This window comes from Myxococcus sp. MxC21-1 (assembly GCF_032612255.1).
GTDB classification, from domain to species: Bacteria; Myxococcota; Myxococcia; order Myxococcales; family Myxococcaceae; genus Myxococcus; species Myxococcus virescens.
Window position 1 is genome coordinate 1,816,795 of the sequence record NZ_CP123278.1, and the last position, 26,668, is coordinate 1,843,462.

The following is a 26,668-nucleotide window of genomic DNA, read 5'->3' on the forward strand; positions in this document are numbered from 1 at the left end:
GTGGGGCACGAAATCTCGGTGCCTGCCTCACTGCAATTTCGGTGGAACCCTATTATTTCGTAGGTATGCAGGACGACTTTTCAGGCGCCATCGACGGTGCGAAGGACGCTCGGGACCTCCTCGAGCTGGCAACGGCGGAGGATTCCGTCGGGGATTTGCTGCGCCGTGGGCTCGACTGGCTGACGCGGGTGGTGCGCTTCGACCTGGCCACGGTGTTCCTCTTGAAGGAGGGCCGGCTGGTGTCGGTGGCCGCGCGAGGGCCGTTGGCCAACGCGAAGGTGCGGCAGCACTCGTTGCAGCTGTCGGAGTTCCCCTCGCTGCGGCAGGCCCTGGAGACGCGGCGGGCGAAGGCCTTCACGGAAGAGGACCATGCCCACGGGGATGGAGACCCTTTCGACGGCGTGCTGGATTTGCCGCCGGGGCATTCGTGCATGGTGGTGCCGCTGTGCGCGGGGGAGCGCTGCTACGGCGTGCTCTCCCTGGACCGCGCCGAGTGTGAGACGTACCCCCAGCCGGTGGTGGACCTGGTGGAGGTGTACGGGCAGATGCTGGCCACGGCCATCCAGTCGGCCGAGCAGCGCGCCACCTTCGAGCGTCTCCACCGTCAGGACCACGAGCACGCGAAGCTGCTGGAGGCGCAGCTCGGCGGAGACTCGGAGGGCATCCTCGAGACGTCGAAGAGCCCGGTGATGCGAGACCTGGCGCGGCGGGCGCGGCAGGTGGCGGAGACGGACACGCCGGTGCTGATTACCGGTGAGACGGGCACGGGCAAGGAGCGGCTGGCCCGCGCCATCCACCGTTGGAGCGCCCGCTCGGACCAGCCCTTCGTCACGCTCAACTGCGCTGCCATTCCGGCGGGCTTGCTGGAGAGCGAGCTGTTTGGCCACGTGAAGGGCGCCTTCACCGGCGCCACGAAGGACCGGGCCGGACGCTTCCAGATGGCGCATGGCGGCACGCTGCTGCTGGATGAAGTGGGCGAGCTGCCCGTCGACCTCCAGGCGAAGCTGCTGCGGGCGCTGCAGGAGAAGACCTTCGAGCCGGTGGGCAGCGACAAGACGGTGCGCGCGGACGTGCGCATCCTGGCGGCCACGCACGTGGACCTTCAGCAAGCCATTGCCCAGAAGCGCTTCCGCGAGGACCTCTACTACCGGTTGAGCGTGTTCCCCCTGCGCCTGCCGCCGCTGCGCGAGCGCCGCGAGGACCTGCCGCAGCTGTGCGCCTTCCTCCTGGAGGAACAGGCGAACCGGACGGGACGGCGGGGCATGCGGGTGACGCCAGAGGGCCTGGTGCGGTTGGAGGCCTACGAGTGGCCGGGCAACCTGCGCGAGCTGGCCAATGCGTTGGAGCGGGCCACCATCCTCACGCGAGGGACGGAGCTGGGGCCGGAGTCCTTCGATGTTCCTACGCGCGGCGCGGCCGGGGTGACGGCCCTGCCGGAGGAGCCGGCGCCCGCGGCGGGACGGCCGAAGCTGCCCCCGTGCTGACGCTGGCGGCCGTGCAGCGCGAGCACATCATGCGAGTGCTCACGCTCACGCGGGGCCGCGTCTACGGCGCCAATGGGGCCGCGGCGCTGCTGGGGCTCAAGCCGTCCACGCTCCAGAGCCGGATGAAGAAGCTGGGCATCGCCCGGCTGGAGCAGTTCGTCGTCGACGAGGCGTGAGCCTTGAAACCGCGCGCCTAGGAGACGCGCGGTGCCGAGGGCGCCACCGGGTAGGTGCCCCGCTGGCCGAACGGCGGGTCGAACAGCGCCGGGTCCGACTGCCGCGAGCGGAAGAGGTCGACGATGTAGTTCATCCGCTGGTCCAGCTTGCTCCAGTCCTTCGCCCCGGAGCCCTTGAGGCTGTCCTGACTCTTGTCGAGCTGGCCCAGCAGCGCGCGCAGCTCGGGGTTTTCGATGGAGCGCAGGTGCGGCGGGAAGAGCGTCGACTCCATGCCCGGAGGCGGCGGCAAATCATTGCCCAGCTTCAGCGCGCTGCCCGGCACGGCCAGCTTCATCATGTGCTCGGTGGCGACGCGGCGGAACACGTTCGCCACGCCATCCACCACGGGGTTCAGCGCCGCGTCCACCAGGCCCGTCTTCAAGGCCGCCTTGCCCGCGAGGTTGGCGGGGAAGGGGAGCGCATTGATTTGCGCCTCGACGGTCTGCTTGAGGATGTCGCGGAAGGTGTCCTTCACCGGCGAGTTGAGCGCCTTCTCGACGTAGGGCTGGAGCTGCGTCTGCTCGTGCAGGCCCACCTTGTCGTTGGCCAGGAGCATCAGCTCGGCCTTCTTGTTCGGGTCCTTCTCGAACATGGCCTGGGCGTAGTGGCCGAAGGCCTCCTTCAGCAGCGGCTTGTCCGCGGGGAAGCCGCTCAGGTACTGCTCCACCTTGGCGGCGTCAAACTGGGTGTCGCCCTGGAAGGTCTCCACGAAGCGGGCGAACTCCTGGCCCACCTCCTCGAACACCAGCTTGTTGCCGTCGGCGATGGCCTTGCTGACGTTCTGGAGCGCCTCATTGCCCGCCGAGGCGATGTCGCCCAGCGGCAGCGAGGGGAGGCCCAGCTTGCGCAGCAGGTCGTCCACCTTGGACATCGGCCCCATGACGCCGTCGGCGCCCTTGAGCGCGTCCGTGAAGAACTTGGGCATGTCCTCGCCGCGGATGCTCACGCCGGCTTGCTTCGAGGCCCAGGTCGCGAAGGTGGACCAGTTGGCGTTCTCCGTGCCCAGCAGCTGCCCCATGGCGTTGGACAGGTCCGAATAGCCCTGGGTAATCGCATGGTTGCGCGCCACCGGGTCCTGCATGGCGGCGATGTTCCGCACGTCCGCGGCGGTGGGATAGCTGCCCGGCGCGACGCTCGGGCCTCGCGCCAGGGCCGCGGGGGCGTTCAGCGCCACGGGCTGTTGCCGGGCGGGCGGGGACTCGAACTGGGACACCCCGGACATGCCGGGCCGGGTCACCTGGGCCTTGGCCTGGGGTTTGGCCTCGTTGCGAGCGGGGCGGGGCGGCTCGCGGAGCTCGGTGGGGCGGACGGGGGCTCGGGAACCGATTTTTGGGGGACTCATCTTCTCCAGTATCGGTTGAAACCGGAAAAAGTTGCGTCCCCTGGATGGTGGAGCTCAGGGGGCACGGGGATTGGGGGAGTCTTTATTTCCGCATCATCGGGTGACGCCGGGAAGTGATGTGCGCCCTGCCCCCGAGGGCATGTCGGACCCCTGAGGTAGGGACATCTGGACACGGTGTTTCAGGTGGGGTTCCACTTGGGGGAGGCAGGACGGATGATGGAGGGGTGGGAGGCGGCTGGCCTGGGGAGTCCCGAGATGGGGAATGAGACGAAGCGTCCCGCGACCTATGAAGACCTGGTGGCGCTGCCCGAGAACATGGTCGGGCAAATCATCGACGGTGAGCTCATCGCATTGCCGAGGCCCGCGAGCCCGCATGCGGTGGCGCACTCCGTCCTGGGCGGGTTGCTCGTCTCCCGGTTCCAGGTCGGGCAGCGAGCGCCGGGAGGGTGGTGGATTGTTACCGAGCCCGAGTTGCACGTCGGTGAGGACGTCCTGGTGCCGGATATCGCGGGATGGCGCCGCGAGCGCATGCCGATGATGCGGCGCGTCCCCTTCTTCACGCTGGCGCCGGACTGGGTCTGTGAGGTGCTATCTCCGTCGACCTGGAAGCTGGACAGGAACCGCAAGCGGGAAATCTACGCGCGCGAAGGCGTGGGGCACGTGTGGCTGGTGGACCCTACAGCGAAGGCCCTGGAGGTCTTCGCTCGACGGGAAGGCGAATGGGTCGCGCGGGGGCAGTACTCGGGGGATGCGTGTGTGCGCGCCGAGCCGTTCGAGGACCTGGAGCTGGACCTGGGCGCGCTCTGGCCCCCGGAGCTGGAGGCGCCCTGAGCCCTGGCGCCGCGGCTTACGGCTTCGTGGGGCGCGTGCCGATACCGAAGTGCTCCGAGTGGAGCCGCCACGCTTCCCGTGCCTCTTCGAGGCTCACTTCCTGGAACCGGACAGCGGCGCCTGGGCGGCGGGCGCACAGCCGTCCCCAATCGGCGCGAATGACTGTCGCGATGAGTGGATAGCCACCTGTCGTCGGATGGTCGGGGCCCAGCACGATGGGCGTTCCTGAAAGCGTCACCTGGATGGCCCCACGAACCATGGGGCGCGACGTGCCCGTGCCTTCGTCACCATGGGTGAGCGATGGCCCTTGGAGCCGCATCCCCACGCGGTCGGTGGCGGCGGACACGGTGAAGGCGCCCGACAGCAGGGTGGCCACGGTGGCTGGTTCGAAGCGGCGGTTGTCCGGTCCGAGCGTCACGCGGATGGGCGCCGCTGCATCCAGTGACGCACCGGGCGCTCGCGCCTCGGTGCGCTCGTTCGCGTCACCCAGGGGCAGGCTGTCACCCGAACGCAGCAGGCGGCCTTCGTGTCCGCCCAGGCGCGCGACCAGCAGGGTGCCGCGTCCCCCAGCACTTCCGGCACGGCGAGCCCGCCGTCCACCGCGACATAGCGCACGCTCGTCGACTCGGGCGCGGGGACGGTGAGGCGCTCTCCATCCGCCAGCGTGAGGGCGTGTCCGTCCATGGACACGCGAACGCTTCGGCCTCGGGCGCGCAGCTCCAACCGGCCGAAGGCTTCCAGCGCCGCCGTTCCACTCGCGTTTCCCACGGCGAGATTGGCCAGGGCGAGCAGCTCCGGGACCAGCGGTCCTCCCGGAGGCACGCCGTGGTGCATCTTCCCCGGCCGTCCCGCGTCCTGCACCGTGACGGGCGCACCCACGCCCGTGATGTCCAGCCAGCCCGTCATCGGTCCACCCGCTTGAAGCGCACCCGGTCCCCGAGCTGAAGCACCGAGCCCTCCTCGGCTGTGAAGGCGGTGAAGTCCAGCGCGGTGCCGATGAGGTTCCAGCCTCCAGGCGATGCGAAGGGATACACCCCCGTGCGCCCACCCGCGATTCCCACCGCGAGGGCAGGCACTCGCGTGCGGGGCGTGGCCAGCCTGGGGACCGCGATGCTCGGGTCGACTTCGCCCAGATAGGCGAACCCGGGGAGGAATCCCACGCAGCGCACCGTGTACTCGCGCGCCGTGTGGCGCCGCGCCACTTCGTCCTCGGTGAGGCCCGCGCGTTCCGCCACCGCGCGCAAGTCCTGCCCGTCGTAGCGCACGGAGATGGTCGTGAGGGGCCGGCCGGCCACTGGGGCTGGGATGCGCAGCAACCGCGCCAGCGCGAGCCGAGGCTCCTCGGGTGGTGCATCCGGGGCGAAGTACACGCAGGCGTGCTCCTCGGTGATGACGGTGTCGAGGACGCCGGGCATGGCACAGAGGGCCTCGCGCGTGGCGCGCCGCTCCAGTCCCTCGGGAAGGACCAGTCGCAGGGCGCCTTCACCCAGAGGCTCGGCGCGAAGTGCGAGCGCGTCCAAGGTGGCGCGGACCTCGCGCGCCAGCGCCACCGCGCCGGGCGTGTCGCCGTGAACGCAGACGGTATCCACGCTGCCGCTGGTGGCCAGGCGCACGGTGTTGGCCCGCGCCTGGGCGTGGTCGGTCAGCACCGCGCCGGGCTGTCCTCGGGGAATCAGCGAGCCGTCTGGCCGGGTGCCTCGGTCCGCGAAGCCCTCGCGGGCGTAGGCCAGCCCCGCCGCCAGGGCCGCGTCGTGCAGCGCGCCCGTGCCGGGGCCAATGCAGGTGACGGCGGTCCCCAGCGCTTCCACGATGCCCGCCACCACCGCGCGGGCCAGGGCCGGTGTTGCATTGGCTGCGTGGTACAGGGCGCCGTGGGGCTTGGCGTACGTCACGGGCAGATGACGGTCAGCCGCCAGCTTCGCGAGCCGGCCGCACTGCGCGGCCACTTGCGCCCGGAGGTGCTCCGGCGTGACGTCGAGCGCGCGGCGGCCGAAGCCCTCTCTGTCCTCGTAGGACGGGTGCGCGCCCACGCGCGTGCCATGCCGCTCGCACCGCTCCAGCGCCCGGCGCATGGAGGCATCGTCCCCGGCATGCCCGCCGCAAGCGATGTTCGCCACATGGGCCAGCGCGTAGAGCTGTTCGTCTTCACCAGGAAGCTCGCCCAGGTCGACGTTGAGGAGACACTCCGTCATGCGGCGCACCGTACGCGAGCGGCGGCGCGGGTGCAGCCGTCCCCGTAGCCGGAGACGCTGGCGTGCCAGCCGACGGTGCGGTGGGAAGTCTCACGCACCACCCCGGGGCTGGGGCCGGTTGGCTCCGGGGTGGTACGCGCCCAGCGAGTGCCTCGACGAGGTGCCCGCTGAGAACTTCCAGACGGGATACGCCAGCAGGGGTTTTCCTCGGTCATTTCCGGGGCGTTTTTTCCGCGTGCTTCGGGGCGCGGCTCAGCGCGAGGTGGAGGGCAGCTTGGACAGGCCTCCCGCCTTCACCCAGCGCACCAGGGCACGCGCGGTCTTCTCGTCAATCAACTCCGCGTAGGTGGGCATGGGCGTGCCGGGGAGGAACTGCTCGGGGTTTCGCACCCACCGGACCAACTCGGCCTCGCTGCGCGAGGCGACCTTGGCGAGCCGGTCGTGATACCGCGCGCCAGGAGCGTGGCAGCTCGCGCAGCCGAGCTTCACGAAGAGGGCGGGGGCGTCCACCTTGGGCGCAGCGGGGCGCGGCTTGCGGGTGGGGGCGGGCTTGCTGGCCAGCGTGGAGGGGCTGGCCGCAGCGGTGTTGGCCGCATCGGGTTGCGCGGACGGTGCCGATGCCGCGCTCTTGTCGGTGGCTCCGGGTGCTGTGGGCATCGCCGAGCCGGAAGCGGTCGCCGAGGCCGAAGGCGTCACTGCGGCATGGGCGTCTTCTCCCTGTGTGCCCTGATGGCTGGCCGGAGGTTGCGCGGGGGAATCTGGCGGAGCCGAGGTTTCTTCCCCTGCCCCCTTCATGGAGGCGCTGGCGTTGAGAACATCTCCCGTGCGCGTCACTTTGGGCCCGCTGGCCTGCGCCGCATCCGGGAGTGCCTCCGCGCTCTGCTCCTCCGCCTCCTCCGCGCCCCAGTCCGGGCGGACCGACGCCGAGGTGAGCCGCGGCCGCGCGCCCTTCACTGCGTTCTTCCTGTGCGGCACGGAGCGCAGATAGTCATAGAGCGCTCGCGCCTCCACCTCGTCCATGCCCCGGAAGCGAGGCATGGGCGAGCGCAGCACGGAGCCATCCGGTGCCAGTCCGTCACGCACCGCGCGGGTGAAGTCCTCCAGCGTCCAATGCGCCAGCCCCGTCTCGTGGAACGTGATGTTGCTGGAATGAACGTTCCTTCCCTCCGGGTCGACGAACGCCATGCCACCCGCGAACACGTCATCGCCCTCTGTCTTCCGAGGGCTGAAGCCATCCGTGTGACACGAGGCGCAGTCGTAGACGTCATGCGCCATGTAGTGGCCGTACTCCCGGGTCGCCGCCTTGGGCGGCACGGGGATGCCCGAGGCGGGCCGTTCCACCGGCTCATTCCCGGTGATGAAGCGGAAGCCGATACCGCCGAAGAAGCTGAACTTCGACGGGGGCGCGGGCACTGAATCCGGCGTGAAGAGCGGGTGCCCGGAGCGCATGAAGCCCAGCACCGCCGCCAGGTCCGCGTCGCCCATGCCGTAGCTGGGCATCACCATCAACCGCCCGTCGCGGCTCACCGCGTAGCGGATGGCCCGCGCCAACTCCTCATCCGTCATGGCGCCGATGCCCGCCTCGGCATGCGACGTGAGATTCGCCGCGTAGAAGCGCCCCATGTACGAGGGCAGCTCGCGCAGCGGCGCGCCCGACGCCGTCTCCGCGTCGCCCCCGCGGTGACATGACTCGCAGCTCGCGTGGAAGATGGCGGCCCCTCGCTCCAGGGCGGCGGGGGACAGGTCCGCGCGGATGGGCGGGTAGGGCGCATGAACGGTTCCCGCGCAGCCCGCCAGCAGGGCGGCGCCCACGAACAACGTGTTCCTCATGGCGTCCAGGATGGTGCGGCGCATGGGTCCTCCGCGGCGAGCAGGCCCCGACGCATATCGCATCCCAAGGTGGGACGGAAAAACCACCGCGTCTGTCCACGGCGGACACCCGGCCTTCACGAAGTACGGCGCGGCGCGGCGACGTGGCTACACTTCGGGCACCATGACGCGCTCGCTCGAATCCTACCGAGACCTCTTCCCCGTGCTGAGGGAGCAGCTCTATCTCAACCACGCCGGTGTGGCTCCCACCAGCCTGCGCGCCGCCGAGGCCGTGCGCGGGTGGATGGAGGACATCGTCCACCACGGCATCAAGCACGAGCGCGGCTGGGAGGCCCATTGCGAGCGCGTGCGGGGCCTGGCCGCCCGCCTCATCAACGCCGAGCCCGGCGAGATTGCCTTCGTGCGCAACACCAGCCACGGCCTGGGCCTGGTGGCCGAGGGGCTGGACTGGAAGCCCGGCGACGAGGTCGTCGTCGCATCCTCGCTGGAGTACCCCTCCAACGTCTATCCCTGGCTGCACCTGAAGGACCGCGGCGTCACCGTGCGCGAAATCCAGACGCCCGAAGGGGCGTGACGCCGGAAGCCGTGGCCGCCGCGCTCACCCCGAGCACCCGGCTGGTGGCCGTGTCCTCCGTGCAGTTCGCCACCGGCTACCGCACGGACCTGGACGCGGTGGGCGCCCTGTGCGAGCGGGCGGGCGTCCTGTTCTGCGTGGACGGCATCCAGAGCGTGGGCTGCATCCCCGTGGACGTGAAGAAGAGCCGAGTCCACTTCCTCAGCGCGGACAGCCACAAGTGGATGCTGGGCATCGCCGGCATCGGCTTCCTCTACGTGGCCAAGGACGTCCTGCCCAGGCTGCGGCCCGTGCTGGTGGGCTGGCGCAGCACCACTGACGCGTGGAACTTCAACCGCAGCCACTTCGAGCTGCGCCCGGACGCGGGCAAGCTGGAGGAGGGCAGCGCCGCGTACACCGGCATCTACGCCCTGGGCGCCGCGCTGGAGTTGCTGCACGAGGTGGGGGTGGACGCCATCTCCGCGCGCATCCGCGAGCTGCTGGGCCAGCTGGAGACAGGGCTGCGTGGGCTGGGCTGCGACGTGGGGCCCGCGCCGGAGCACCGGGCGGGCATCCTCACGTTCCTGCCTCCGGAGGGCGAGGCCAGCGCGCTCGGCGCGTGGCTCGCTGGACGGGAGGTGGCCCTCTCGGTGCGCCGCGGGCGCGTCCGCCTCTCACCCCACTTCTACAACCTGCCCGAGGAGATGGACCGGTTGGTGGAGCTGGTGCGGACGCACCGCGGCTGAGGGCCCTTTGGACTACTGGGCCGGGAAGAGCGGCTCGATGGAGAGGTAGCGCTCGCCCGTGTCGTAGTTGAAGGCGAGCACGCGGCTGCCGTCGGTCATCTCGCCCAGCTTCTGATTCACGGCGGACAGCGCGGCGCCGGTGGAGATGCCCACGAAGATGCCCTCCTCACGCGCGGCGCGGCGGGTGAACTCGAAGGCGTCCTCCTCGGTCACCTGAATCGCGCCGTCCAGCGCGTCCTTGTGCAGGTTCTTCGGGATGAAGCCGGCGCCAAGGCCCTGGATGGGGTGCGGGCCCGGCTGGCCGCCGCTGATGACGGGCGACTTGGTGGGCTCCACGGCGAAGACCTTCAGCTTCGGCCAGACCTTCTTCAGCTCCTCGGCGCACGCGGTGATGTGCCCGCCGGTGCCCACGCCGGTGATGAGGTAGTCCAGCCCTTCCGGGAAGTCCTTGAGGATTTCCTGCACCGTCGTGCGGCGGTGGACCTCGATGTTGGCCTCGTTCTCGAACTGCTGCGGCATCCACGAGTTGGGCACCTGCGACAGCAGCTCATTGGCGCGAGCGATGGCGCCCTTCATGCCCTGCGCGCGTGGGGTCAGCTCGAACGTGGCGCCGTAGGCGGCCATCAGCCGGCGGCGCTCGACGCTCATGGACTCCGGCATGACGAGCACCAGCTTGTAGCCCTTCACCGCCGCCACCATGGCCAGGCCAATGCCGGTGTTGCCGCTGGTCGGCTCGATGATGACGCTGTCCTTCTTGAGCAGGCCGCGCTGCTCCGCGTCCTCAATCATGGACAAGGCGATGCGGTCCTTGATGCTGCCGCCCGGGTTGGCGCGCTCGAGCTTCAGATGGACCGTCACGCGGGACGGAAACAGCCGGTTGATGCGCACGTGCGGCGTGTTTCCGATGGTCTCCAGGATGTTGTTCACCTTCATGTCGGGGGGCCTCGTCGGTGGGTCAGATGTGGAATTCGAGTGCGTCCAGCGAGCCGTTCTCGCCGCGCTGACGCACCTCGCTGCGGCGGGTAACCACGGATTGAGAGGGGATGCTCTGCGTGAGCCAGGCGTTGCCGGCGATGATGCTGCCCCGGCCCACCACGGTTTCTCCGCCCAGGATGGTGGCGTTGGCGTACACCACCACGTCGTCCTCGATGGTGGGGTGACGCTTCTTGTCCGTCAGCCCCTTCTCCACGACGAGCGCGCCCAGGGTGACGCCCTGATAGATTTTGACGTTGTCACCAATGAGCGTCGTCTCACCGATGACGACGCCGGTGCCATGGTCGATGACGAAGCGCCGGCCAATGGTGGCCCCCGGGTGGATGTCCACGCCGGTTCGCTGGTGCGCGTACTCCGTGAGCAAGCGAGGCAGCAGCGGGAAGCCCAGGGCGTGCAGCGCGTTGGCCACCCGGTAGATGGCGATGGCGGTGAAGCCCGGGTAGGTGAGGATGACCTCGTCCACGGTGCGCGCGGCCGGGTCCGCCTCGAAGATGGCGTCCGCGTCCTGTCGCAGCCAGTCGTACAGGCCGGGCAGCCGCTCCATGAAGCGCGCCGGCAAGTCCCGTTCAATGCCCGGGTACAGGGGCGCCAGCGTGTCCCGGATGCGGTGGAGGCTGGCCTCCACGGTGGTGACGTCGCGGTGGACGGCGGCGGCCGTACACTCCAGGCGCTCGGCGAAGTGGGGGAAGAGCAGGCCGAGCACCTGGCCTACGAATTCGGGGGCAGCGCGCCGTACGTCCGCAGGGAAGCAGTGTCGCTGCCGGGCTTCCAGCAGGGCCGCGACCAGCCTGGCGTTGGAGTCATCCATGAGTCCCGGTTTCTAACGCGGTGCGTGGGCTGGCTGCACGGCGTAATGGCTGATTTCAGGGCTGACTGTCGTTTCCCAGGAGGGGACTGGCCCCCCAGGGGGCCCTCGCTGGCAGTGCATGCCGCCTTCCCCCATGCCCCCCTGCCACGCGCTGGACAGCGGTGGTTCGCGGCGCTTGCCGCGTGTCCGGCTCGGCGGGACGATGACGCCATGTCCCAAAACCCGGTCCCTTCCTACGCCCATGGCACCAGCACCACCCCGCTGCTGGGGGAGACGATTGGCCAGAACCTGCGCCGCACCGTCGAGCGCCACGGCGACCGGGAGGCCCTGGTGGTGGCGTCCCAGGGGTTTCGGGCCACGTATCAACAGCTCTGGGCGCTCACCTCGCAGGTGGCCCGGGGGCTGATGGCCCTGGGCGTTCAGAAGGGGGACCGGGTGGGGCTCTGGTCACCCAACCGCTTCGAATGGGTGGCCGTCCAGTACGCCACGGCCCGTATCGGCGCCATCCTGGTCAACATCAACCCGGCCTACCGCACCTCGGAGCTGGAGTACGCCCTCAACCAGTCCGGCACCAAGGTGCTGCTCCACGCACGGGGCTTCCGGCAGACGGACTACCGGGGCATGGTGAAAGAGGTCCAGCCGCGCTGTGCCAGCCTGGCGGCGGCGCTCGTCCTGGAGGACGACTGGCAGCGGCTGCTCGACGGCGCGGCGGATGTTTCAGAGGACGCGTTGGCCGCCCGCGAGGCGTCGCTCCAGTTCGATGACGCCATCAACATCCAATACACGTCGGGAACGACAGGCTTCCCGAAGGGCGCCACGCTGTCGCACCACAATGTCTTGAACAACGGCTTCTTCATCGGGGAGGCCCTGCGCTACGGCCCCGAGGACCGGGTGTGCATCCCGGTGCCATTCTATCACTGCTTCGGCATGGTGATTGGCAACCTGGCCTGTACCAGCCACGGCGCCACCATGGTGATTCCCGCCGAGGCGTTCGACCCGCTGACGGTGCTCCAGACGGTGCAGGCCGAGCGCTGCACGTCGCTGTACGGCGTGCCCACGATGTTCATCGCGGAGCTGGACCATCCGCGCTTCGGTGAGTTCGATTTGTCGACGCTGCGCACCGGTGTCATGGCGGGCTCGCCGTGCCCGGTGGAGGTGATGAAGCAGGTGCAGTCGCGCATGCACATGCGCGAGGTGACCATCTGCTACGGCATGACGGAGACGTCGCCGGTGTCCACGCAGAGCGCGCTGGACGAGCCGCTGGACAAGCGCGTGTCCACCGTGGGGCGCGTGCATCCGCACCTGGAGGTCAAGGTCATCGACGCGGGCTCGGGTGAGGTGGTTCCTCGCGGCTCGCCGGGAGAGCTGTGCACGCGTGGGTACAGCGTCATGCTGGGGTACTGGGCCAACCCCGAGGCCACCGCCGCGGCCGTGGACGCCGCCGGGTGGATGCACACGGGCGACCTCGCGGTGATGGACGACGAGGGCTACGTGAAGGTGGTGGGCCGCATCAAGGACACCATCATCCGGGGCGGTGAGAACATCTCTCCGCGCGAGGTCGAGGAGTTCCTCCACACGCACCCGGGCGTCAGCGAGACGCAAGTCATTGGCGTGCCGAGCAAGAAGTACGGCGAGGAGGTCATGGCCTGGGTGCGCGTGAAGCCCGGCGCGACGCTCACCGCCGAGGAGCTGACCCGGTTCTGCACGGGCCGCATCGCGTCCTTCAAGATTCCCCGCTACTTCAAGTTCGTGGACGCGTTCCCGATGACGGTGACGGGCAAGGTGCAGAAGTTCAAGATGCGCGAGGCGTCCGTCGTCGAGCTGGGGCTGGAGGACGCCGCGGCCATCAAGACGGCTTGACGCGCGAGGTGCGCTTCTTCGCCGGCGCCTTCTTTCGCGCCGGCTTCTGGGCCTTCTTCAACGCGGCCCGGTTCGCCGCGTCCACGGCCTTCCGGGCCCAGGGCAGGAGCGCGTAGGCGTCATCTTCCGCGTCCGCGGGCGGAGTCCAATAGCCCATCTCCACCGGGGTCTTCATGCCTTCGTAGATGAACGGCCGACATCCGGCGGCCTGGAAGTCCGGCTTGGTGACCTCATCCACCTTCAGGAACAACTGCCCGCCGCCGATGAGCCCGAACATCCGTCCGCCGAGGTAGAGCCCCCAGCCGCCGAACATCGACCGGGACTTCACGGGCCCCAGCTTCTCCAGCAGTTCCACCGTGTACTCAACGAAGCTGTCCGTCCGGGCCATGGTGCGTCTCCGTGTCTCGATGGGGCTCGCCTCGTGAAGACGGCGCCACCGGCCGCGGCACGCTAGCGCACCCGAGCGCCTGGAGCCGCCTTCCTCGTGCCCCAGGGTTCGGGCATGGCGCGCACGCTCTCCACGATGAAGGACTTGAGCGCCCGCGCCGCGGCCGTGAGGTAGCCCTCGCCCCGGTGTATCAGCGCCACCTGCCGCTTCAGCCCGGCGCGCGACAGGGGCACCACATCGAAGCCCTGGGCATGGTGGTCTCGGGCCATCAACTGCGGCACTATCGCCACGCCCAGGCCGCGCTCCACCATGCGGCGCATGGCCTCCGCGTTGTCCGTCTCCACCGCCAGGCGGGGTGTCACGCCTCGCGCCTCACAGGCGGCCTCCATCGCCCGGGTGCCGCTCATGCCGGGGATGACGACCCAGGGCTCTTCCACGACCTCGTCCATCGTCACGGGCTTGCCTGACTTCGTCAGCCGGTGTCCACGCGGGACGGCGAGCACCAGGGACTCCTCCCACAGTCGCTGCGCCACCAGGTCCGCGCGCCGCACGGGGAGGGAGAGGATGGCCAGGTCCAGGGCGCCGCGTGCCACGCCTTCCTCCATGGCCGGTGCCAGTCCCTCACTCAGCCGGGGCCGGACCTCCGGGAACTGGCGGGCGAAGGCCGGGATGATGTCCGGCAGCAGGTACGCCCCCACGGTATGCAGCGTGCCGAGCGACACCACGCCGTGTGGCGTCCCCGACAGCCGCTCCAGCTCCGAGGTGCCCGCCGTCAGTGCGTCCAGGGCGCGCTGGGCGTGAGGCAGGAAGCGCTCTCCCGCGTCTGTCAGCACCGCACCCCCAGGCGTGCGGACGAGCAAGCGCGTGCCCAGGGCGGCTTCGAGTGATTGGAGCTGCCGGGAGAGGCCGGACTGGGACAGACCCAGCCCACGCGCGGCGGTGGCCAGGCGTCCCGCCCGGGCGACTTCGAGGAAGGCTCGGAGCTGTTCGGAGGTCATGCGGATTCCGCAAGAAGCCTATGCGGAAGATGCGGTTTCCGCATGGGGGCCTGGGGCGTACAGAGAGGTGATGGACGGAAGCGGCGTCACAGCGGAGCCCATGGTCAGCGCGCGTCCAGGCGTGGCGCGGCGGACCGCGACGGGCGCGGTGTTGCTGGCCCTGGTGGTCAGCGCGTTCGAAGGCACCGTCGTGACGAGTGCCATGCCCACCATCACCCGGGAGCTGGGAGGTCAGCACCTCTACTCGTGGGTGTTCTCCGCCTTTCTCTTTGCCTCCACTGTCGGCGTGCTCGTCTCCGGGACGCTGGCGGACCGGCTGGGACGCAAGCCCGTCTTCTTCTCGGGCATGGGGTTGTTCCTGGTGGGCTCCGCGCTGTGTGGCCTGGCGGACTCGGTGCCGGGGCTCATTGCCTTCCGGGTCATCCAGGGCCTGGGCGCGGGGGCGTTGCAGCCCACCACGCTCACCATCTCCGCCGACCTCTACACGCTGCGTGAGCGCGCCGCCGTGCAGGGGCTGTTCACGGGGGCCTGGGGCGCGGGCAACGTCGTGGGGCCGCTCATTGGCGGCTGGCTGGTGATGCACGCCTCGTGGCGCTGGGTGTTCCTGGTCAACGTGCCGGTGGGACTGTTCGCCGCGGCGCTGCTGTACCTCTCCTACCGCGACCCGCCTCGCCGTCCGGAGGTCCGCATGGACCGGTGGGGGCCCGTGCTCGCGGGCTCCTCGGCGGCGCTGCTCCTCTTCTCGTTGGAGCCGGGGGCCGTGAGCCTGCGGTGGGCCTGCGCGCTGGCCGCCGTGGGCGCGGGCTGGCTGCTGGTGCGGCAGCAACGCACGACGGTGTCTCCGTTGCTCCCGGCGGAGTTGCTGAGAGATCGCGCGGTGCTCAGCGGCATCGTGGGCGGCATCGCGGGCGGCTCGTTGCTGTACAGCATGGCCGCGTGGGTGCCGTTGTGGATGACGGAGCAGGGCGGTCACACGCCACTGGCGGCGGGACTGGCGCTGCTGCCGATGCTGCTGGGCTGGTCCGTGGGCTCCACCTTCGGCGTGAAGCTGCTGGTGCGCGGAGGCATGCGACTGAGCGCCGGCGTGGGCTTCGCGGTGGCGGCGCTGGGGGCCGGGTGGCTGTCATTGGCCGCCGCACGGGCTGGGGTGTGCCCGCGGCGCTGATGGGGCTGGCGGTGCTCGGCCTGGGGCTGGGGCCCGCCGCCAGCACGTCGCTGATTGGACCGCAGTCCCGCGCGCCCTGGCACCACCGGGGCATCGTCACCAGCGCGCTCTACGCCACGCGGCTGTTGGGCGGCTCACTGGCGGTGGCGTTGCTCGCGCTGGCCAGTGGGCACTTCGCCCTGCAGTTCGGCATCGCCGCTGGACTCACGGCCGTCGCGGCGCTCGGGTTGGCGCTGTTGGCTCCGGGCAGCACGGAGCCAGCGGCATCGGGGGCGTGACGGCGGGCACGTTCCGCTCAGCCCGTGCCGCCTCCCGGGCCGGCGCTCGGGCGCGCGCGAGGGGCGGCGCCGGCGCTCGTGCCGTCACCGACGCATCTGCATTCAGCGCGTGGGGCCACAGCTTCGCCAGCGCGGTGCGGAGCTCGGCCGCGGACCGGTAGCGGTCGTCGGGGCGTTTCTCCAGCAGCCGCAGCACGACGTGCTCGAAGGGCTCCGGCAGCGCCGGTCGCAACGTGCGCGGCGGCACGGGGCGCTCCTGGACGTGCAGGAACATCAGCGGCACGGGCTCCGGGTGGCGGAACGGGAGCTGTCCGGTGAACAGCTCGTAGGCCACCACGCCGAGCGCGTACAGGTCCGTGGCGGGTGACACCGCGGGGTTGCCCGTCACCTGTTCGGGCGCCATGTACTCCGGCGTGCCGAGCACCGCGCCCTGGGCCGTCGTCCCCATGACGTGCGTGCTCTTGGCGAGCCCGAAGTCCATCAGCTTGAGCACGCCGGTGCGGGTGATGAAGAGGTTGGCGGGCTTCACGTCGCGGTGGAGCACGCCCCGGCCGTGCGCGTGCTCCAGCGCCACCGTCGCGTGGGTGAGCCAGCGCAGCGCCTCCGCCAACGTGGCGCGCCGCTCCATCAGTCGCTGACGCAAATCCACGCCATCCAGCAACTCCACGGTGAGGAAGTGCCGCTCGCCGTCCACGCCCACATCGAAGACACGCAGGATGTTGACGTGCTCCAGCGCCCGGGCGTGCTCCACCTCCTGGCGGAAGCGCGCCACCATCGAGGCATCCGCATGGGGCACCGCGAGGACCTTGAGGGCCACGCGCAGGTCCTGGTGGAGGTCGGTGGCCTCGTACACGGTGGAGCTGCCCCCGGCGCCCAGCCAGCGCTCCACGCGGTACCGCTGGGCCACCGTCTGGCCGGGCACCAGGCCTCGCACGGCGCTGGAGGTCGCGGTCACCACAATGCCCTGGAGCAGCGTGCCGTGCGGCGACACGGGCGTCACCGGCCGCAGGGTCTCCCCGAGCGACAGGGCCGGTGGTGGCGTCACCGGATGGAACGTCGCGTCGGGAGGGGTTTCCGTCCGCTGCGGGACAGGGGGAGGCCGGCGCGGGGCGGCGGTTTCACGATGGCCGGCGGCGGAGTCACCCGCAATTGCGGCTCCGGCGCGGCGCCCCCAGGTACGCCACGCCTTCTTCGTCGTCGGTCGAGTGCACCTCGGCCTCCCTCGTCTGCAGTCGTCGCTGTCAGGGGTCGAGCAGCGAAACGTGGGACGGTGCCCCCACGCCCTCGATGTCCAGGTGCGGCGTGGGCAGGTTGTACTCGGCCGCGGCGCTGGTGGCCTCGACGATGATGGGGCCGGCAATCTCCGGCGGCTCGCCGTGGCACAGCAGGTCCACCACGTGCTCCAGCGTCCACTTGCCCAGGCGGCTCACCACCAGCCGCGTGCCGTCGTACTGCGCCGTGTCCGACAGCTCGTGGCTCGCGGCCAGCTTGGCCTCCACGGAGTCGCCCAGGTAGCCGCGCGCCAGCGCCACCACCCGGTCCAGCACGGAGTTCCAGGCCTGCAGGTGCGTGCGGTCCTGCGCCTCGTCCATGATGTCCAGGCCCACCTGGAGCTTCTCCATCCGGTCCAGGAACTGCTGCACCAGCGGTCCCCGGATGATGCGGCCGTGCTGCGGCGCAATCATCTCCACGCCCGGCTCCAGCTTGCGGATGGCCGCCACCGTGCGTTGCAGCGCGGAGTTCACCGGCATGTAGATTTGATGGAAGGCGCGGATGCCCGCCCAGTCGGATTCGTCCGCCCAGATGCCCTTGGCGTTGGAGTCCGTGAGCCCGCCGAAGAGGTCTCCGGTGAAGAGCACGCGCGTCTGCGGGTCATAGAGCATGACGGCGCCGCGGAAGTGGCAGAAGGGCGAGGGAACCGGCAGCAACCGGTGGCCCGTGGGCACGCTGAGGCCCTGCGCGAACTTCTCCGTGGGGATGAAGCGGTGGCGCGGCAGGTTCTGGTGGACGATGAGCCGCCAGGTGTCCTCCGAGCACAGCAGCCCGGCCCGGGGCGCGTAGCGCGCGGAGATGATGCTCGCCGACGAGCCCACGTCCGGGTCCTGGTGGTTGATGAACATGGCCGACAGCCGCTCCATGCCACCAATGAGCGACGTCACCTTGGTGTGGATGGTGGAGAAGTCGCTGCTCGAGCCCGGATCGATGAGGAGGTTGAACTCCGTGGGCCGCTGCGTCTTCTTGTCCGTACCGCGGAAGCGCAGCAGGTAGGGGTTGGCGTAGAAGATGTTGCCGGGCTCGCGCTTGCCCACCCAGAACGTCTCGGGGGCAATCTCCACCGGCACGAGGCGGAGGTCGGAGCTCTGGCTCGGGCTCGGGACTGGGGCAACGGTGCTGCTCATGGGCGCGGCGTTCCTTCCCTTTCGGGTGTATGCCCCTCCCCATAGCAAGCGCTGCGCCGTGGCCTTCTCTCCCCTGGGACACCTGTCCGCGGGCGGGGATGGGGCGCAATTCCTGCGTGCGGGTGGGATGGAGCGCAGACCTTGCGCCCTGGGCGTCTGAGCGCGTGCGCCGCGGCGGGGGGCATGGCAGGCTTGGGGGCCCTCACCTCCGAATCGTTGATGCCCGACCCGTCCGTACTCGCCACCTGGGGCCTCCCGGGGCTGTTCCTCATCGCGATGCTTGCGGGCTCCGTGGTGCCAGTGCCGTCGGAGGCGCTGCTGGCCGCGCTCGTCTACGGCGGGACGGCGCCCGTCACCGCCATCGGAGTGGCCACCATGGGCAACGTGCTGGGCGCGCTGTCGCTCTACGTGCTGGGCCGGTGGGTGGCGGGCGGTGGTGGAGGCGCCTTGGGGCGCTGGTACGCGCGGCGCCGTGAGAAGGAAGGGCCTCGCATGCAGCGCGTGGAGGCCTGGACGCGGAAGTGGGGCGCGCCCGCGCTCGTCATGTCCTGGCTGCCCGTGGTGGGTGACGCCTTCGTCATCGCCGGCGGAATGCTGGGGGTGCGCCCGCTGCCTTTCGTCTTCTTCGTCGCGCTCGGCAAGGGCCTTCGTTATCTCGCCGTCGCCCTGTCCGCCGCCGCCGCGCTGTAGTGCCCATCCCGGACGGTTTCACCGATGTTTCACGCAACGTGTCTGCGTTCCGCTCGATAAAGGAGACGGGTGAGCATCGCATTCCCCGTGAATCGGGTAGCGTGCGGATGTCTCATCCGACCACTCAACAGCTCCTTGTCAGGGGGCAGGACCGGACATCATGCGTGACGACGCAACTCCTTCAAGCCATGTGCAGTCGAACTGGCGGCGACATGCCGCCGCGCTGTTGCTGGCGGTGCTCGCGGCGTGTGGTGGCGAGGACTCGGCGCTGGAGTCCGTGGAGCTCGACGGCGCGGAAGTCGGGCAGCGGCAGGACACGCTGGGCGAGGTCCGTCTTCGCCTGCTGGCGGCCAACACGTCCAGCGGCAACGGGCAGGACTACGACCCGGGCCACGGCATCCGCATCTTCCAGGGCACGGACGCTGACGTGGTGATGATTCAGGAGTTCAACTACAAGTCGAACTCCGCGGCGGACATCCGTGGCTTCGTGGACACGACGTTCGGCACGCAGTTCCACTACTACCGCGAGGGTGGGGCGCAGATTCCCAACGGCATCATCAGCCGCTACCCCATCATCGCCTCGGGCGAGTGGGATGACCCGTACGTCTCCAACCGCGACTTCGCCTGGGCGCGCATCGACGTGCCGGGCCCGAAGGACCTCTGGGCGGTGAGCGTGCACTTCCTCACCACGGGCAGCAGCAACCGCAACGCGGAGGCCAGCAGTCTGGTCAGCCGCATCAAGGCCAACATCCCCGCGGGCGACTACCTCGTCATCGGCGGAGACTTGAACACCGGCAGCCGCAACGAGTCCGCTTTCAGCACGCTGTCCCAGGTGGTGCGCACGGCGGGCCCGCACCCGGCGGACAAGAATGGCAACACCAACACCAACGCGAGCCGCAACGCCCCGTATGACCACGTGCTGGTGGACAGCGACCTGTTCGCGTACCAGACGCCCGTCGTCATCGGTGGCAGCACCTTCACCAACGGCCTGGTGGTGGATACGCGCGTCTACTCGCCGCTGAGCGACATCGCGCCCGCGCTGTCCGGTGACAGCGGGGCCTCTGGCATGCAGCACATGGCCGTCATCAAGGACTTCATCATCCCGGGTGACAGCTCGCCCGGCGACAATGCCTCCGTCACGGTGACGTCGCCCAACGGCGGTGAGAGCTGGGCGGGCGGGAGCGTGCGCGACATCACCTGGACGTCGACCAGCGTCACGAACGTGAAGCTGGAGTACACGCTCAATGGCAGCACCTGGAGCACCCTGGCCGCCAGCACGGCCGCCTCCGCGGGCAGCTACGCGTGGACGGTGCCGTCCAGCGCCACCACCACCGCGCGGGTCCGCGTCAGCGACGCGTCCAACGCGAGCGTCAGCGACCTCAGCAACGCGGCCTTCACCATCACCACGGCGCCGACGGGTGGCACGGGCAAGGTCATCATCAACGAGGTGATGGTCAACGAGCCGGGCTCGAACGTCGCGGGCGAGTTCGTGGAGCTGGTGAACACGGGCACGGGGGCGGTGGACCTGAGCGGGTGGACGGTGTCCGACGCGGCCAGCCTGCGTCACACCTTCCCCGGTGGCACCTCGCTGGCGGCGGGCGGCGTCATCGTGGTGTTCGGCGGCGCGGCGGGCATCCCGGCCGGCACGCCCAACGCGGTGTCCGCCTCCACGGGCACCCTGGGCCTGTCCAACAGCGGTGACACCGTCACCGTGAAGACGGCCACCGGCACGGTGGTGGAGTCCGCAGTGCTGTCCTCCGGTGTGAGTGGCACGGATGGCGTGTCCGCCAACCGCAGCCCGGACCTGGGCGCCACGGCGACCTTCGTGCTGCACACCAGCCTGTCCAGCCTGCAGTCCTCGCCGGGTCGTCGCGTCACCGGCCGGCGTTCTGAGCCTCCCCGCTTGAAGTGTCGCGGCCCTGCTTCCCGTTCGCGCGGGAAGCGGGGCCGTGTTGTTTCAGCGGAGCCTCAGTGGTTCTCCGGCGGCGTGGGCGACAGGGGCACGCGCTCGCGCGTCTCCGCCGACAGCACGGACGGGCGGATGATGAGGCTTTCGTCGCCGCTCGGACCTCCGGGCGTGGCCGGGTCTCCGGGGCGCGGCGTGGGCCGGCCGTAGTCGCGCTCGTAGATGCGCAGCAGGGCCAGGAAGAAGGCCACGATGAGGGGCCCTAGCAGCAGGCCCACCGTGCCAAACGCGGCCAGGCCTCCGAGCAGCGCGAAGAAGACGATGGCGGCGTGCTGGTGCATGCCGCGCCTGGCCAGCAGCGGCTTCACGATGTTGTCCACCAGCCCCACCACCACCGTGCCCCAGATGGCGAGGAACAGCGCCGCCCACGGGTGGCCGCTGAAGAACATCAGCGCCGCGGCGACCAGCACCACGATGGCGGCGCCCACGGCGGGGATGAGCGCCATGAAGAACGCCACGCCCGCGAAGAAGAGCGCCGCGGGGACGCGGGCGATGAGGAAACCGACGAGCGCCGCCGCCGCCTGCACGCCCGCGGTGGCCACCGACGAGACGAGCACCGCCACGGAGACACTGCGGAACTCCCGCAGGATTTCCCCGTCTGGCCGCGCCGAAGTGGCGAGACGCTCTCCACCCATCTCACCAGCCGCGCGCCCTCCGTCAGCAGGAAGAAGAGGGCGATGAGCATCATCACCGTCTGGAACGCGATGGAGCCCGTCGCCGCCACCGCCCCGGTGACGGCCCGCGCCGCTGTGCCGCCCTGGGTGCTCACCTGCTGCTGGAGCGTCTCGTCGAGCTGGGCCTGCTCCAGGGGGATGCGCTCCAGCAGCCTCTCTACCGGGCCTCGCACGGGGCTGGGAATCTTGCCAATCAGTCCTTCCATCCCTTCCCGCTGCACCGTGTCGGAGACGAACTTCACGCCGTCCGACACCTCGGTGACGACGAAGGCCGTGAGACCTCCCAGAGGGAGGAGCAGGGCCAGGATGACTCCCGAGACGATGAACCCCGCCGCCACGTTGTGGTGTCCGCGGAGCTTCCGGCTCAGCCGCGAGTAGAGGCCGTAGAAGGTTCCCGCGAGCACCGCCGCCAGGAAGAAGGCCTTGGCGAACGGGCGGACAACCAGGGCCAGCAGGATGATGGAAAGAATGATGAGGCCAGTGAACACCCGCCGGGCGGTCTGCTCGGTTGCCATACCCGTCAAGGTAGGGCGGCCATCACAGATGGGTAGGGACGGGCGACGCTTTGGCCTGCCCGCCTGCTGTCCTGCCAAGAAGGCTTGGGCCCGGCCCCAAGGCGGCTAGAGTGGCCGCGCCATGCCGCCCTTCGAATCCACCCAATTCACTGTCTGGCTGCTCCAGGCGCTCTGCGCCGTCTTCCTGGCCATCCTCTTCCTCCAGTCCGGCCTCGACAAGGTCATCGACTGGAAGGGCAACCTGGGCTGGCTCACGGGCCACTTTGCCAAGAGCCCCCTGCGCGGCGTGGTGCCGCTGATGCTGGCCACCGTCACCGTGCTGGAACTGGCGGCGGGCGCGCTCAGCGCCGCGGGCCTGGTGTCGCTGGTGGCCACGGGCAGCGCGACGCTGGCCTTCTGGGGCGCGCTGCTCTCCGCGGTGTCTTTGGTGGCGCTCTTCTTCGGCCAGCGGATGGCGAAGGACTACGCCGGCGCGGGCGGACTGGTGCACTACTTCCTGCTGACGCTGGTGGCGGTGTACGTCACCCGCCTGGGCTGAGTCAGAGCACCTTGCGCGTGGGGACCAGGGCGTTGGCGGACAGCAGTCCGGCCACCAACGCCACGGCCACCATCAGCATGGAGAAGGCCGTGTCCACGCCGGCCACCACGTCCCGCTCCAGCAGGGATGACAGGCTGCGGAAGCCCACACTGCCGGGCACCAGCAGCATGAGCCCGGGCACCAGCGTGGTGATGGAGGGCTTGTTGCGCAGCCGGGCCAGCGCGTTGCTGCCCATGGCCAGCAGCAGCGCGCCCACGAAGGCACCCAGCTGCGCCCCCAGCAGCAGCGAGCCCAGACGGGCCCCCGCGAAGGCGAAGGTGCAGGCTCCGGCAATCCAGCCCCAGTCCCTGGGGCGCGCGCGGAAGAGCACGCACACCGCGAAGATGGCCACCAGCAGCATGGGCAGCTGCGTCCAGTCCGGCAGCGCGGGCGGCAGGGGCGCCACGGGCGGCTCGGGCAGCACCACCGACAGCCGGCTGCCCAGGGCCACGCCGAAGCCCAACTGGAGGAAGACGAGCGCCGCCGCCGTGAGCCGTGAGGTGCCGGAGATGAGGTTGCGGGTGGCCAGCTCGTTGATGGCCACCGTCAGGGACAGGCCGGGGAGCAGGACGATGAGGCCCGCCAGCGTGGCCACCTGCGCGGACAGCGGCCCCATCAGGCTCGCGGCCAGCGCGGCGACGGCGGAGGACAGGATGGCGGCCACCGGCTCCAACACCCGGGCCGTGGAGGGCTGCTTCCGGGTGAGTACGCCCAGGGTGCCGATGAGCAGGCTGCTGAACGCGGCCACCGCCATCTCCTTGAGTCCTCCGCCGAACAACCGCCCCGCGGCGCCGCCCGCGAGCGTCCAGCACAGGAGCTGGAGCGCGGGGCCGAAGCGCTCGGGCTGCGCGAGGATGGCGTCCACGCGCTGGGCCCCTTCCGTCGGGGGCACCTGACCGTGGATGACTTCGTCCGCCAGCGTGTCCAGCAGCGACAGCCGTTCCAGGTCCATGTCCCCCGGCTCCACGCGGATGAGCGAGGTGCGCAGGGCCTCCGGCGGTCCGAAGGACGAGAAGATGGACGTGGGGGTGGAGAAGAAGCGCCCCTCCAGTCCGAAGCGCTCCGACACCCGCTGCATCAGCAGCTCCAGGCGATGTGCGGGCGTGCCGTAGCGGTGCAGCGCCTCGCCCAGCCGGATGGTGAAGGCGACGGCGGGGCCCGGCGGCGGGGGATGACTGACGGCGGTGCGGAGTTCAGGAGGGACGGCCACGGCGGCGCACATGGCAGAGGCTCCAGGCTGAGTCAAACGGCAGTGGGGCACACCCCTGGTTCCAGGGGCGCGGCCCGCCTGCCTGGGCCCGGCGCCTCGCACCTTCAACGTCGCGGGTTCAGGTCCGCCTCCTCCTGGGAGTTCCGCCCATCAGAGCGTTTTTCCTGAATCCTCCACGCGGGTCGTTTCGACGTGGCTCGCGCTGACGCTGGAGGTGTCGGACGCTGTCTGATTCGAGCTCCCGGGGCCGCCAGGCGCTTGCTGTTCCTCTTCCTGGAGCTTTTCCTGGAGTTGCCCACCGAGCTGGGAGACACCTTCCGTCGCGCGGCGCTTCGCGGGTTCGATGAGCTTGCGCTCCTTGCCAGTCACAGGCAGCAGGGTGGACGCCAGCATGCCCAGCGTGATGCCGCCCACGGCCAGGAGCAGGGGTTGCTCATCCACCGTGCGGTTGAGCCAGTCAGCGGCCTGATGCTGGACGGCTTCGCGCGAGGGCACCCGCTCGCGCGCATGGGATGCCCGCTCCCGGGCCTTGTGCACGACGCCCGCGGTCCGCTCCCGAATCTCGGTGGCCTTGTCGAGCGCCTTGTCCTTCACCTCATGCGCCTTGTCCTTCACCTCATGCGCCTTGTCGCTGGCGCTGGCCTTCATGTCGGTGAGAGGGCCATCGCCGCCAGCCCCGGTGCCCATGGCCTCTTCCCCGGTGGAGCGCAGGTCGTCTCGGCCGGCGCGCAGGCCGTCGTAGCGCCACCGTTCGCCTCTCTCCCATGCGAACTCGCTGTCCTGCCGCGCCGCGCGTGTGGTGAAGGCCTTGCGCATCAGGGCCGAGCCAACGCCCGCTCCCACGAGGGCGCCGAGCAGGCTCCAGCCCTTGGGCGAGTCGGCCCGTTCCTTCAATTCCATGCTCTTGTGCATCAGTGTCTCCCTGGCCTGCGTCTTGAGTTCCGTGGCTTTCTCCACGGCGGCCTCCTTCGCGTGCTGCTTGAGCTCGGTGGCCTTGTGCGTGGCGACCTCACGGGCACGTTCCTTCAGCCGGTCGGGTTCCGCCTTCCGGGCCATTTCGTCCGCGAGTTCGCTCATGCGTGCCCGTGCATCTGCGATTTCATGGAGTGCGCGGTCCTGCTCGTCCATCGCCCATCCTCCTTGAGGGTTTGAATCGTTCGTTCAGGTCCGTGGACCCGCTTCATTCGCTGGCGCCCGCTCCAGGCCATGGCGCCGCCCACCGCGAGCAGCACCGCCGCGACGATGAGGGCGGCGGCCCAGAGAGGCAGGGCCTCCGCCAGCACCGCCACCAGGAAGGCGACAAAGGCGATGCCCCCCAGGTGCAGCACCACGCTGCCGCCTGCCAGCAGGCCCGCTCCGGCAGATGCCTTCCTTGCCTCCGTTCGCAGCTCGGCGCGCGCCAGGGACACCTCGGCGCGGACCAGGCGGCGTGCCTGCTCGGTGAACTCGGAGAAGAGCGCTCCGAAGCCGTCTCCGTCCCGATGGGGAATCGTGGGTTCCATTCTGGGCGCTCCCCTCAGGACTTGATGAGCCGGCCGAGTACGAAGCCCGCGGCCACGCACCCCGCGATGAAGAGTCCGGGCCGCTCGCGGACCTGTGTCTGGGCATCCGCGAGCAGCTCTTCGGTGGTTTCGTTCTCCAGCCGTTCGGACGTGCGGCGAAGCAGTCCCACCGCGCCGCCGAGCAGCGGCCGCGCCACTTTCGCCTCGTCCCTGTCCGAGATGCTCTCCAGCGTGGAGACGAGTCCCCGCATTCCCTTGGCCACGTCACCCCGGCGGCTCTCCACCTGGTGGTAGACGCGCTCCTTCGCGGCGCTGCCCAATTGCTTCGCCTGCTCCTTGCCAGCCTGCCCGATTCCGGACGTACCGGACTCGCCACGGGCGATGCGCGAGCCCTCTTCCGAGCGCTGCCCGTACCCGCTGCCTTGGATGCTGCCGTCAATGACGCTTCCCATGCTGACTCCTTCAGGTCCCGAGGGGGAAACTGTTGCGGGGGCTTCACAGGTCATCGTCCCCGCGTGTCTTCGCCTCAGAAGGTAGACATGCTGCATGGCTGGCTTGGACGGAGCCTGGTACGCGGCAGGGGGGGCGGTGGAGGGCGCGGGCGAAAGTGAGTGGAATGAGAGAGGACGTGGGGAGATGGCGCGGAAGCAGCGGACTCCGAGGTGGCTGGAAGCGGCACGGCGGAGGGGGCCGGAGGACGTGCAAGCCTCCGGAAGGTCGGATTGGTTGGCGAGGGCCCTGGGGAAGGCCGGCGTGATGCCTCGCGCCCAGGCGGAAGCGGCCATCCGCGAGGGACGGGTGACGCTCGATGGGCGGGTGGAGCACGAGCCCTTCGCGCCGGTGCGTCCGGGGATGGAAGTGCGGGTGGACGGGCGGGTGCGGCACCTGGAGGCGCCTGTGTTGGCGCTGATGTTCCACAAGCCAGCGGGGCTGGTGGTGCACGGCTCGGACGCGGAAGGCGTGGGCACCGTGTTCGAATGTCTGCGTGAGCGGCTCACCCATCCGCTGCGCGACTATGAGTGGCTCGCGGTGGGCCGTCTGGACCGGGACACCACGGGGTTGCTGCTCTTCACCAACGACGAGCGTCTGGTCCAACACGGGACGTCGCCCGAGCGGCACCTGCCCAAGCGCTACGTGGCGGGCGTGGTGGGGCCGCCACCGGAGGATGCGCTCCGCCGGCTGCGCGAGGGCCTGGTGCTGGAGGACGGCCCGACGCGGCCCGCGGGTGCCCGGCTGCGCGCGCCGGACGTGGTGGAGCTCACCCTGACGGAAGGCCGCAACCACCAGGTGAAGCGGATGCTGGCGGCGGTGGGACATCCGGTGCGGACCCTGCACCGCGAGGCCGTGGGCGGCGTGACGCTGGACGTGCCCGAGGGCGCGTGGCGATTGCTGACGGACGAGGAAGTGTCTCAGGGGTTGTCCTTCTCCGTCTCCTGAGGGGGCGCCCGCCG

Annotated in this window: 21 protein-coding genes and 5 pseudogenes; 10 read left to right on the forward strand and 16 right to left on the reverse strand. The window is 70.1% G+C overall.

Going from position 1 to position 26,668, the window contains the following annotated elements:
* The first annotated feature begins 65 nt into the window (after positions 1 to 65).
* A pseudogene (locus QEG98_RS08635) lies at positions 66 to 1,660 on the forward strand (sigma 54-interacting transcriptional regulator).
* 17 nt (positions 1,661 to 1,677) lie between these two features.
* On the opposite strand, the gene QEG98_RS08640 reads toward QEG98_RS08635, so the two are convergent.
* The gene (locus QEG98_RS08640; RefSeq protein ID WP_316566361.1) at positions 1,678 to 3,042 is read right to left on the reverse strand and encodes a hypothetical protein; all 1,365 of its coding nucleotides are present in this window, start codon (positions 3,040 to 3,042) and stop codon (positions 1,678 to 1,680) included.
* Positions 3,043 to 3,297: 255 nt separating this feature from the next.
* Here QEG98_RS08640 and QEG98_RS08645 point away from each other — a divergent pair, with 255 nt between their 5' ends.
* Positions 3,298 to 3,873 carry a Uma2 family endonuclease gene (locus tag QEG98_RS08645; RefSeq protein WP_316566362.1) on the forward strand — a complete coding sequence of 192 codons (576 nt, stop codon included), beginning with the start codon at positions 3,298 to 3,300 and terminating at the stop codon, positions 3,871 to 3,873.
* A gap of 16 nt (positions 3,874 to 3,889) precedes the next feature.
* Here QEG98_RS08645 and QEG98_RS41760 read toward each other — a convergent pair.
* From QEG98_RS41760 to QEG98_RS08665, 3 genes and pseudogenes are all read right to left on the reverse strand, one after another.
* A pseudogene (locus tag QEG98_RS41760) lies at positions 3,890 to 4,779 on the reverse strand (biotin-dependent carboxyltransferase family protein).
* Positions 4,776 to 6,065, reverse strand: coding sequence for a LamB/YcsF family protein (locus QEG98_RS08660; RefSeq protein ID WP_316566364.1), 1,290 nt, complete (start codon positions 6,063 to 6,065; stop codon positions 4,776 to 4,778). The pseudogene QEG98_RS41760 and the gene QEG98_RS08660 overlap by 4 nt, the downstream one beginning before the upstream one ends.
* A gap of 252 nt (positions 6,066 to 6,317) precedes the next feature.
* On the reverse strand, positions 6,318 to 7,919 hold the full coding sequence (locus tag QEG98_RS08665) for a c-type cytochrome (RefSeq protein WP_316566365.1): 1,602 nt from the start codon (positions 7,917 to 7,919) through the stop codon (positions 6,318 to 6,320).
* 139 nt (positions 7,920 to 8,058) lie between these two features.
* On the opposite strand from QEG98_RS08665, the pseudogene QEG98_RS08670 reads away from it, so the two are divergent.
* Positions 8,059 to 9,194 (forward strand): annotated as a pseudogene (locus tag QEG98_RS08670) (aminotransferase class V-fold PLP-dependent enzyme).
* Between the two features lie 12 nt (positions 9,195 to 9,206).
* Here QEG98_RS08670 and cysK read toward each other — a convergent pair.
* Both cysK and epsC read right to left on the reverse strand, forming a co-directional pair.
* A complete protein-coding gene (cysK, locus tag QEG98_RS08675; RefSeq protein WP_141594364.1) occupies positions 9,207 to 10,127 on the reverse strand; it encodes a cysteine synthase A in 921 nt (306 codons plus the stop codon).
* Between the two features lie 22 nt (positions 10,128 to 10,149).
* On the reverse strand, positions 10,150 to 10,995 hold the full coding sequence (gene epsC / locus QEG98_RS08680; RefSeq protein WP_011551683.1) for a serine O-acetyltransferase EpsC: 846 nt from the start codon (positions 10,993 to 10,995) through the stop codon (positions 10,150 to 10,152).
* A 210-nt stretch (positions 10,996 to 11,205) separates the two neighbouring features.
* Between epsC and QEG98_RS08685 the strand changes: the two genes are divergently transcribed.
* A complete protein-coding gene (locus tag QEG98_RS08685; RefSeq protein ID WP_316566366.1) occupies positions 11,206 to 12,855 on the forward strand; it encodes an AMP-binding protein in 1,650 nt (549 codons plus the stop codon).
* On the opposite strand, the gene QEG98_RS08690 is transcribed toward QEG98_RS08685, so the two are convergent.
* Both QEG98_RS08690 and QEG98_RS08695 read right to left on the reverse strand, forming a co-directional pair.
* Positions 12,842 to 13,243: a TfoX/Sxy family protein gene (locus tag QEG98_RS08690; protein ID WP_316566367.1), complete on the reverse strand. Its 402-nt coding sequence runs from the start codon at positions 13,241 to 13,243 to the stop codon at positions 12,842 to 12,844. The two genes, QEG98_RS08685 and QEG98_RS08690, sit on opposite strands and share 14 nt — an antisense overlap.
* 62 nt (positions 13,244 to 13,305) lie before the next feature.
* Positions 13,306 to 14,241 (reverse strand): LysR family transcriptional regulator, encoded by a 936-nt coding sequence (locus QEG98_RS08695; RefSeq protein WP_316566368.1) that lies wholly within the window; start codon positions 14,239 to 14,241, stop codon positions 13,306 to 13,308.
* 100 nt (positions 14,242 to 14,341) lie between these two features.
* Here QEG98_RS08695 and QEG98_RS08700 point away from each other — a divergent pair, with 100 nt between their 5' ends.
* Together QEG98_RS08700 and QEG98_RS08705 are read left to right on the forward strand one after the other, a co-directional pair.
* Positions 14,342 to 15,406, forward strand: coding sequence for an MFS transporter (locus QEG98_RS08700; protein WP_316566369.1), 1,065 nt, complete (start codon positions 14,342 to 14,344; stop codon positions 15,404 to 15,406).
* The gene (locus tag QEG98_RS08705; protein WP_316566370.1) at positions 15,358 to 15,684 is read left to right on the forward strand and encodes a hypothetical protein; all 327 of its coding nucleotides are present in this window, start codon (positions 15,358 to 15,360) and stop codon (positions 15,682 to 15,684) included. Before QEG98_RS08700 ends, QEG98_RS08705 begins: the two co-directional genes overlap by 49 nt.
* On the opposite strand, the gene QEG98_RS08710 is transcribed toward QEG98_RS08705, so the two are convergent.
* Together QEG98_RS08710 and QEG98_RS08715 are read right to left on the reverse strand one after the other, a co-directional pair.
* On the reverse strand, positions 15,611 to 16,729 hold the full coding sequence (locus tag QEG98_RS08710) for a serine/threonine-protein kinase (protein ID WP_316566371.1): 1,119 nt from the start codon (positions 16,727 to 16,729) through the stop codon (positions 15,611 to 15,613). The two genes, QEG98_RS08705 and QEG98_RS08710, sit on opposite strands and share 74 nt — an antisense overlap.
* A 196-nt stretch (positions 16,730 to 16,925) precedes the next feature.
* Positions 16,926 to 18,083: a hypothetical protein gene (locus tag QEG98_RS08715; protein WP_090484253.1), complete on the reverse strand. Its 1,158-nt coding sequence runs from the start codon at positions 18,081 to 18,083 to the stop codon at positions 16,926 to 16,928.
* Between the two features lie 219 nt (positions 18,084 to 18,302).
* Here QEG98_RS08715 and QEG98_RS08720 point away from each other — a divergent pair, with 219 nt between their 5' ends.
* Positions 18,303 to 18,773, forward strand: coding sequence for a YqaA family protein (locus QEG98_RS08720; RefSeq protein ID WP_316567851.1), 471 nt, complete (start codon positions 18,303 to 18,305; stop codon positions 18,771 to 18,773).
* A gap of 160 nt (positions 18,774 to 18,933) precedes the next feature.
* On the forward strand, positions 18,934 to 20,889 hold the full coding sequence (locus tag QEG98_RS08725; protein ID WP_316566372.1) for a lamin tail domain-containing protein: 1,956 nt from the start codon (positions 18,934 to 18,936) through the stop codon (positions 20,887 to 20,889).
* Positions 20,890 to 20,957: 68 nt separating this feature from the next.
* Here QEG98_RS08725 and QEG98_RS08730 read toward each other — a convergent pair.
* A pseudogene (locus QEG98_RS08730) lies at positions 20,958 to 21,374 on the reverse strand (AI-2E family transporter); the annotation flags it as partial.
* Between the two features lie 29 nt (positions 21,375 to 21,403).
* Positions 21,404 to 21,928 (reverse strand): annotated as a pseudogene (locus QEG98_RS08735) (AI-2E family transporter); the annotation flags it as partial.
* 121 nt (positions 21,929 to 22,049) lie between these two features.
* On the opposite strand from QEG98_RS08735, the gene QEG98_RS08740 reads away from it, so the two are divergent.
* Positions 22,050 to 22,466 (forward strand): DoxX family protein, encoded by a 417-nt coding sequence (locus tag QEG98_RS08740; protein ID WP_090484245.1) that lies wholly within the window; start codon positions 22,050 to 22,052, stop codon positions 22,464 to 22,466.
* A gap of 1 nt (position 22,467) precedes the next feature.
* Here the strand turns inward: QEG98_RS08740 and QEG98_RS08745 are convergent, their stop codons facing one another.
* The 4 genes from QEG98_RS08745 to QEG98_RS08760 all read right to left on the reverse strand — a co-directional run bounded on the left by QEG98_RS08745 (position 22,468) and on the right by QEG98_RS08760 (position 25,669).
* Positions 22,468 to 23,727, reverse strand: a complete 1,260-nt coding sequence (locus QEG98_RS08745) for a threonine/serine exporter ThrE family protein (RefSeq protein ID WP_316566373.1) — start codon at positions 23,725 to 23,727, stop codon at positions 22,468 to 22,470.
* Positions 23,728 to 23,865: 138 nt separating this feature from the next.
* Positions 23,866 to 24,792, reverse strand: coding sequence for a hypothetical protein (locus QEG98_RS08750; RefSeq protein WP_316566374.1), 927 nt, complete (start codon positions 24,790 to 24,792; stop codon positions 23,866 to 23,868).
* Positions 24,789 to 25,217 carry a phage holin family protein gene (locus QEG98_RS08755; protein ID WP_316566375.1) on the reverse strand — a complete coding sequence of 143 codons (429 nt, stop codon included), beginning with the start codon at positions 25,215 to 25,217 and terminating at the stop codon, positions 24,789 to 24,791. Before QEG98_RS08755 ends, QEG98_RS08750 begins: the two co-directional genes overlap by 4 nt.
* A gap of 14 nt (positions 25,218 to 25,231) precedes the next feature.
* On the reverse strand, positions 25,232 to 25,669 hold the full coding sequence (locus tag QEG98_RS08760; RefSeq protein ID WP_316566376.1) for a hypothetical protein: 438 nt from the start codon (positions 25,667 to 25,669) through the stop codon (positions 25,232 to 25,234).
* 184 nt (positions 25,670 to 25,853) lie between these two features.
* On the opposite strand from QEG98_RS08760, the gene QEG98_RS08765 reads away from it, so the two are divergent.
* Positions 25,854 to 26,654: a pseudouridine synthase gene (locus QEG98_RS08765; RefSeq protein ID WP_316566377.1), complete on the forward strand. Its 801-nt coding sequence runs from the start codon at positions 25,854 to 25,856 to the stop codon at positions 26,652 to 26,654.
* Positions 26,655 to 26,668 lie beyond the last annotated feature (14 nt).

What these genes read in the sequence shown, in the direction of transcription:
- QEG98_RS08640 (WP_316566361.1), bottom strand. Translation starts at nt 3,042, where the DNA reads ATGAGTCCCCCAAAAATCGGTTCCCGAGCCCCCGTCCGCCCCACCGAG.
- QEG98_RS08645 (WP_316566362.1), top strand. Translation starts at nt 3,298, where the DNA reads ATGGGGAATGAGACGAAGCGTCCCGCGACCTATGAAGACCTGGTGGCG.
- QEG98_RS08660 (WP_316566364.1), bottom strand. Translation starts at nt 6,065, where the DNA reads ATGACGGAGTGTCTCCTCAACGTCGACCTGGGCGAGCTTCCTGGTGAA.
- QEG98_RS08665 (WP_316566365.1), bottom strand. Translation starts at nt 7,919, where the DNA reads ATGCGCCGCACCATCCTGGACGCCATGAGGAACACGTTGTTCGTGGGC.
- cysK (WP_141594364.1), bottom strand. Translation starts at nt 10,127, where the DNA reads ATGAAGGTGAACAACATCCTGGAGACCATCGGAAACACGCCGCACGTG.
- epsC (WP_011551683.1), bottom strand. Translation starts at nt 10,995, where the DNA reads ATGGATGACTCCAACGCCAGGCTGGTCGCGGCCCTGCTGGAAGCCCGG.
- QEG98_RS08685 (WP_316566366.1), top strand. Translation starts at nt 11,206, where the DNA reads ATGTCCCAAAACCCGGTCCCTTCCTACGCCCATGGCACCAGCACCACC.
- QEG98_RS08690 (WP_316566367.1), bottom strand. Translation starts at nt 13,243, where the DNA reads ATGGCCCGGACGGACAGCTTCGTTGAGTACACGGTGGAACTGCTGGAG.
- QEG98_RS08695 (WP_316566368.1), bottom strand. Translation starts at nt 14,241, where the DNA reads ATGACCTCCGAACAGCTCCGAGCCTTCCTCGAAGTCGCCCGGGCGGGA.
- QEG98_RS08700 (WP_316566369.1), top strand. Translation starts at nt 14,342, where the DNA reads ATGGTCAGCGCGCGTCCAGGCGTGGCGCGGCGGACCGCGACGGGCGCG.
- QEG98_RS08715 (WP_090484253.1), bottom strand. Translation starts at nt 18,083, where the DNA reads ATGAGCAGCACCGTTGCCCCAGTCCCGAGCCCGAGCCAGAGCTCCGAC.
- QEG98_RS08720 (WP_316567851.1), top strand. Translation starts at nt 18,303, where the DNA reads ATGCCCGACCCGTCCGTACTCGCCACCTGGGGCCTCCCGGGGCTGTTC.
- QEG98_RS08725 (WP_316566372.1), top strand. Translation starts at nt 18,934, where the DNA reads ATGCGTGACGACGCAACTCCTTCAAGCCATGTGCAGTCGAACTGGCGG.
- QEG98_RS08740 (WP_090484245.1), top strand. Translation starts at nt 22,050, where the DNA reads ATGCCGCCCTTCGAATCCACCCAATTCACTGTCTGGCTGCTCCAGGCG.
- QEG98_RS08745 (WP_316566373.1), bottom strand. Translation starts at nt 23,727, where the DNA reads ATGTGCGCCGCCGTGGCCGTCCCTCCTGAACTCCGCACCGCCGTCAGT.
- QEG98_RS08750 (WP_316566374.1), bottom strand. Translation starts at nt 24,792, where the DNA reads ATGAGCGAACTCGCGGACGAAATGGCCCGGAAGGCGGAACCCGACCGG.
- QEG98_RS08755 (WP_316566375.1), bottom strand. Translation starts at nt 25,217, where the DNA reads ATGGAACCCACGATTCCCCATCGGGACGGAGACGGCTTCGGAGCGCTC.
- QEG98_RS08760 (WP_316566376.1), bottom strand. Translation starts at nt 25,669, where the DNA reads ATGGGAAGCGTCATTGACGGCAGCATCCAAGGCAGCGGGTACGGGCAG.
- QEG98_RS08765 (WP_316566377.1), top strand. Translation starts at nt 25,854, where the DNA reads ATGGCGCGGAAGCAGCGGACTCCGAGGTGGCTGGAAGCGGCACGGCGG.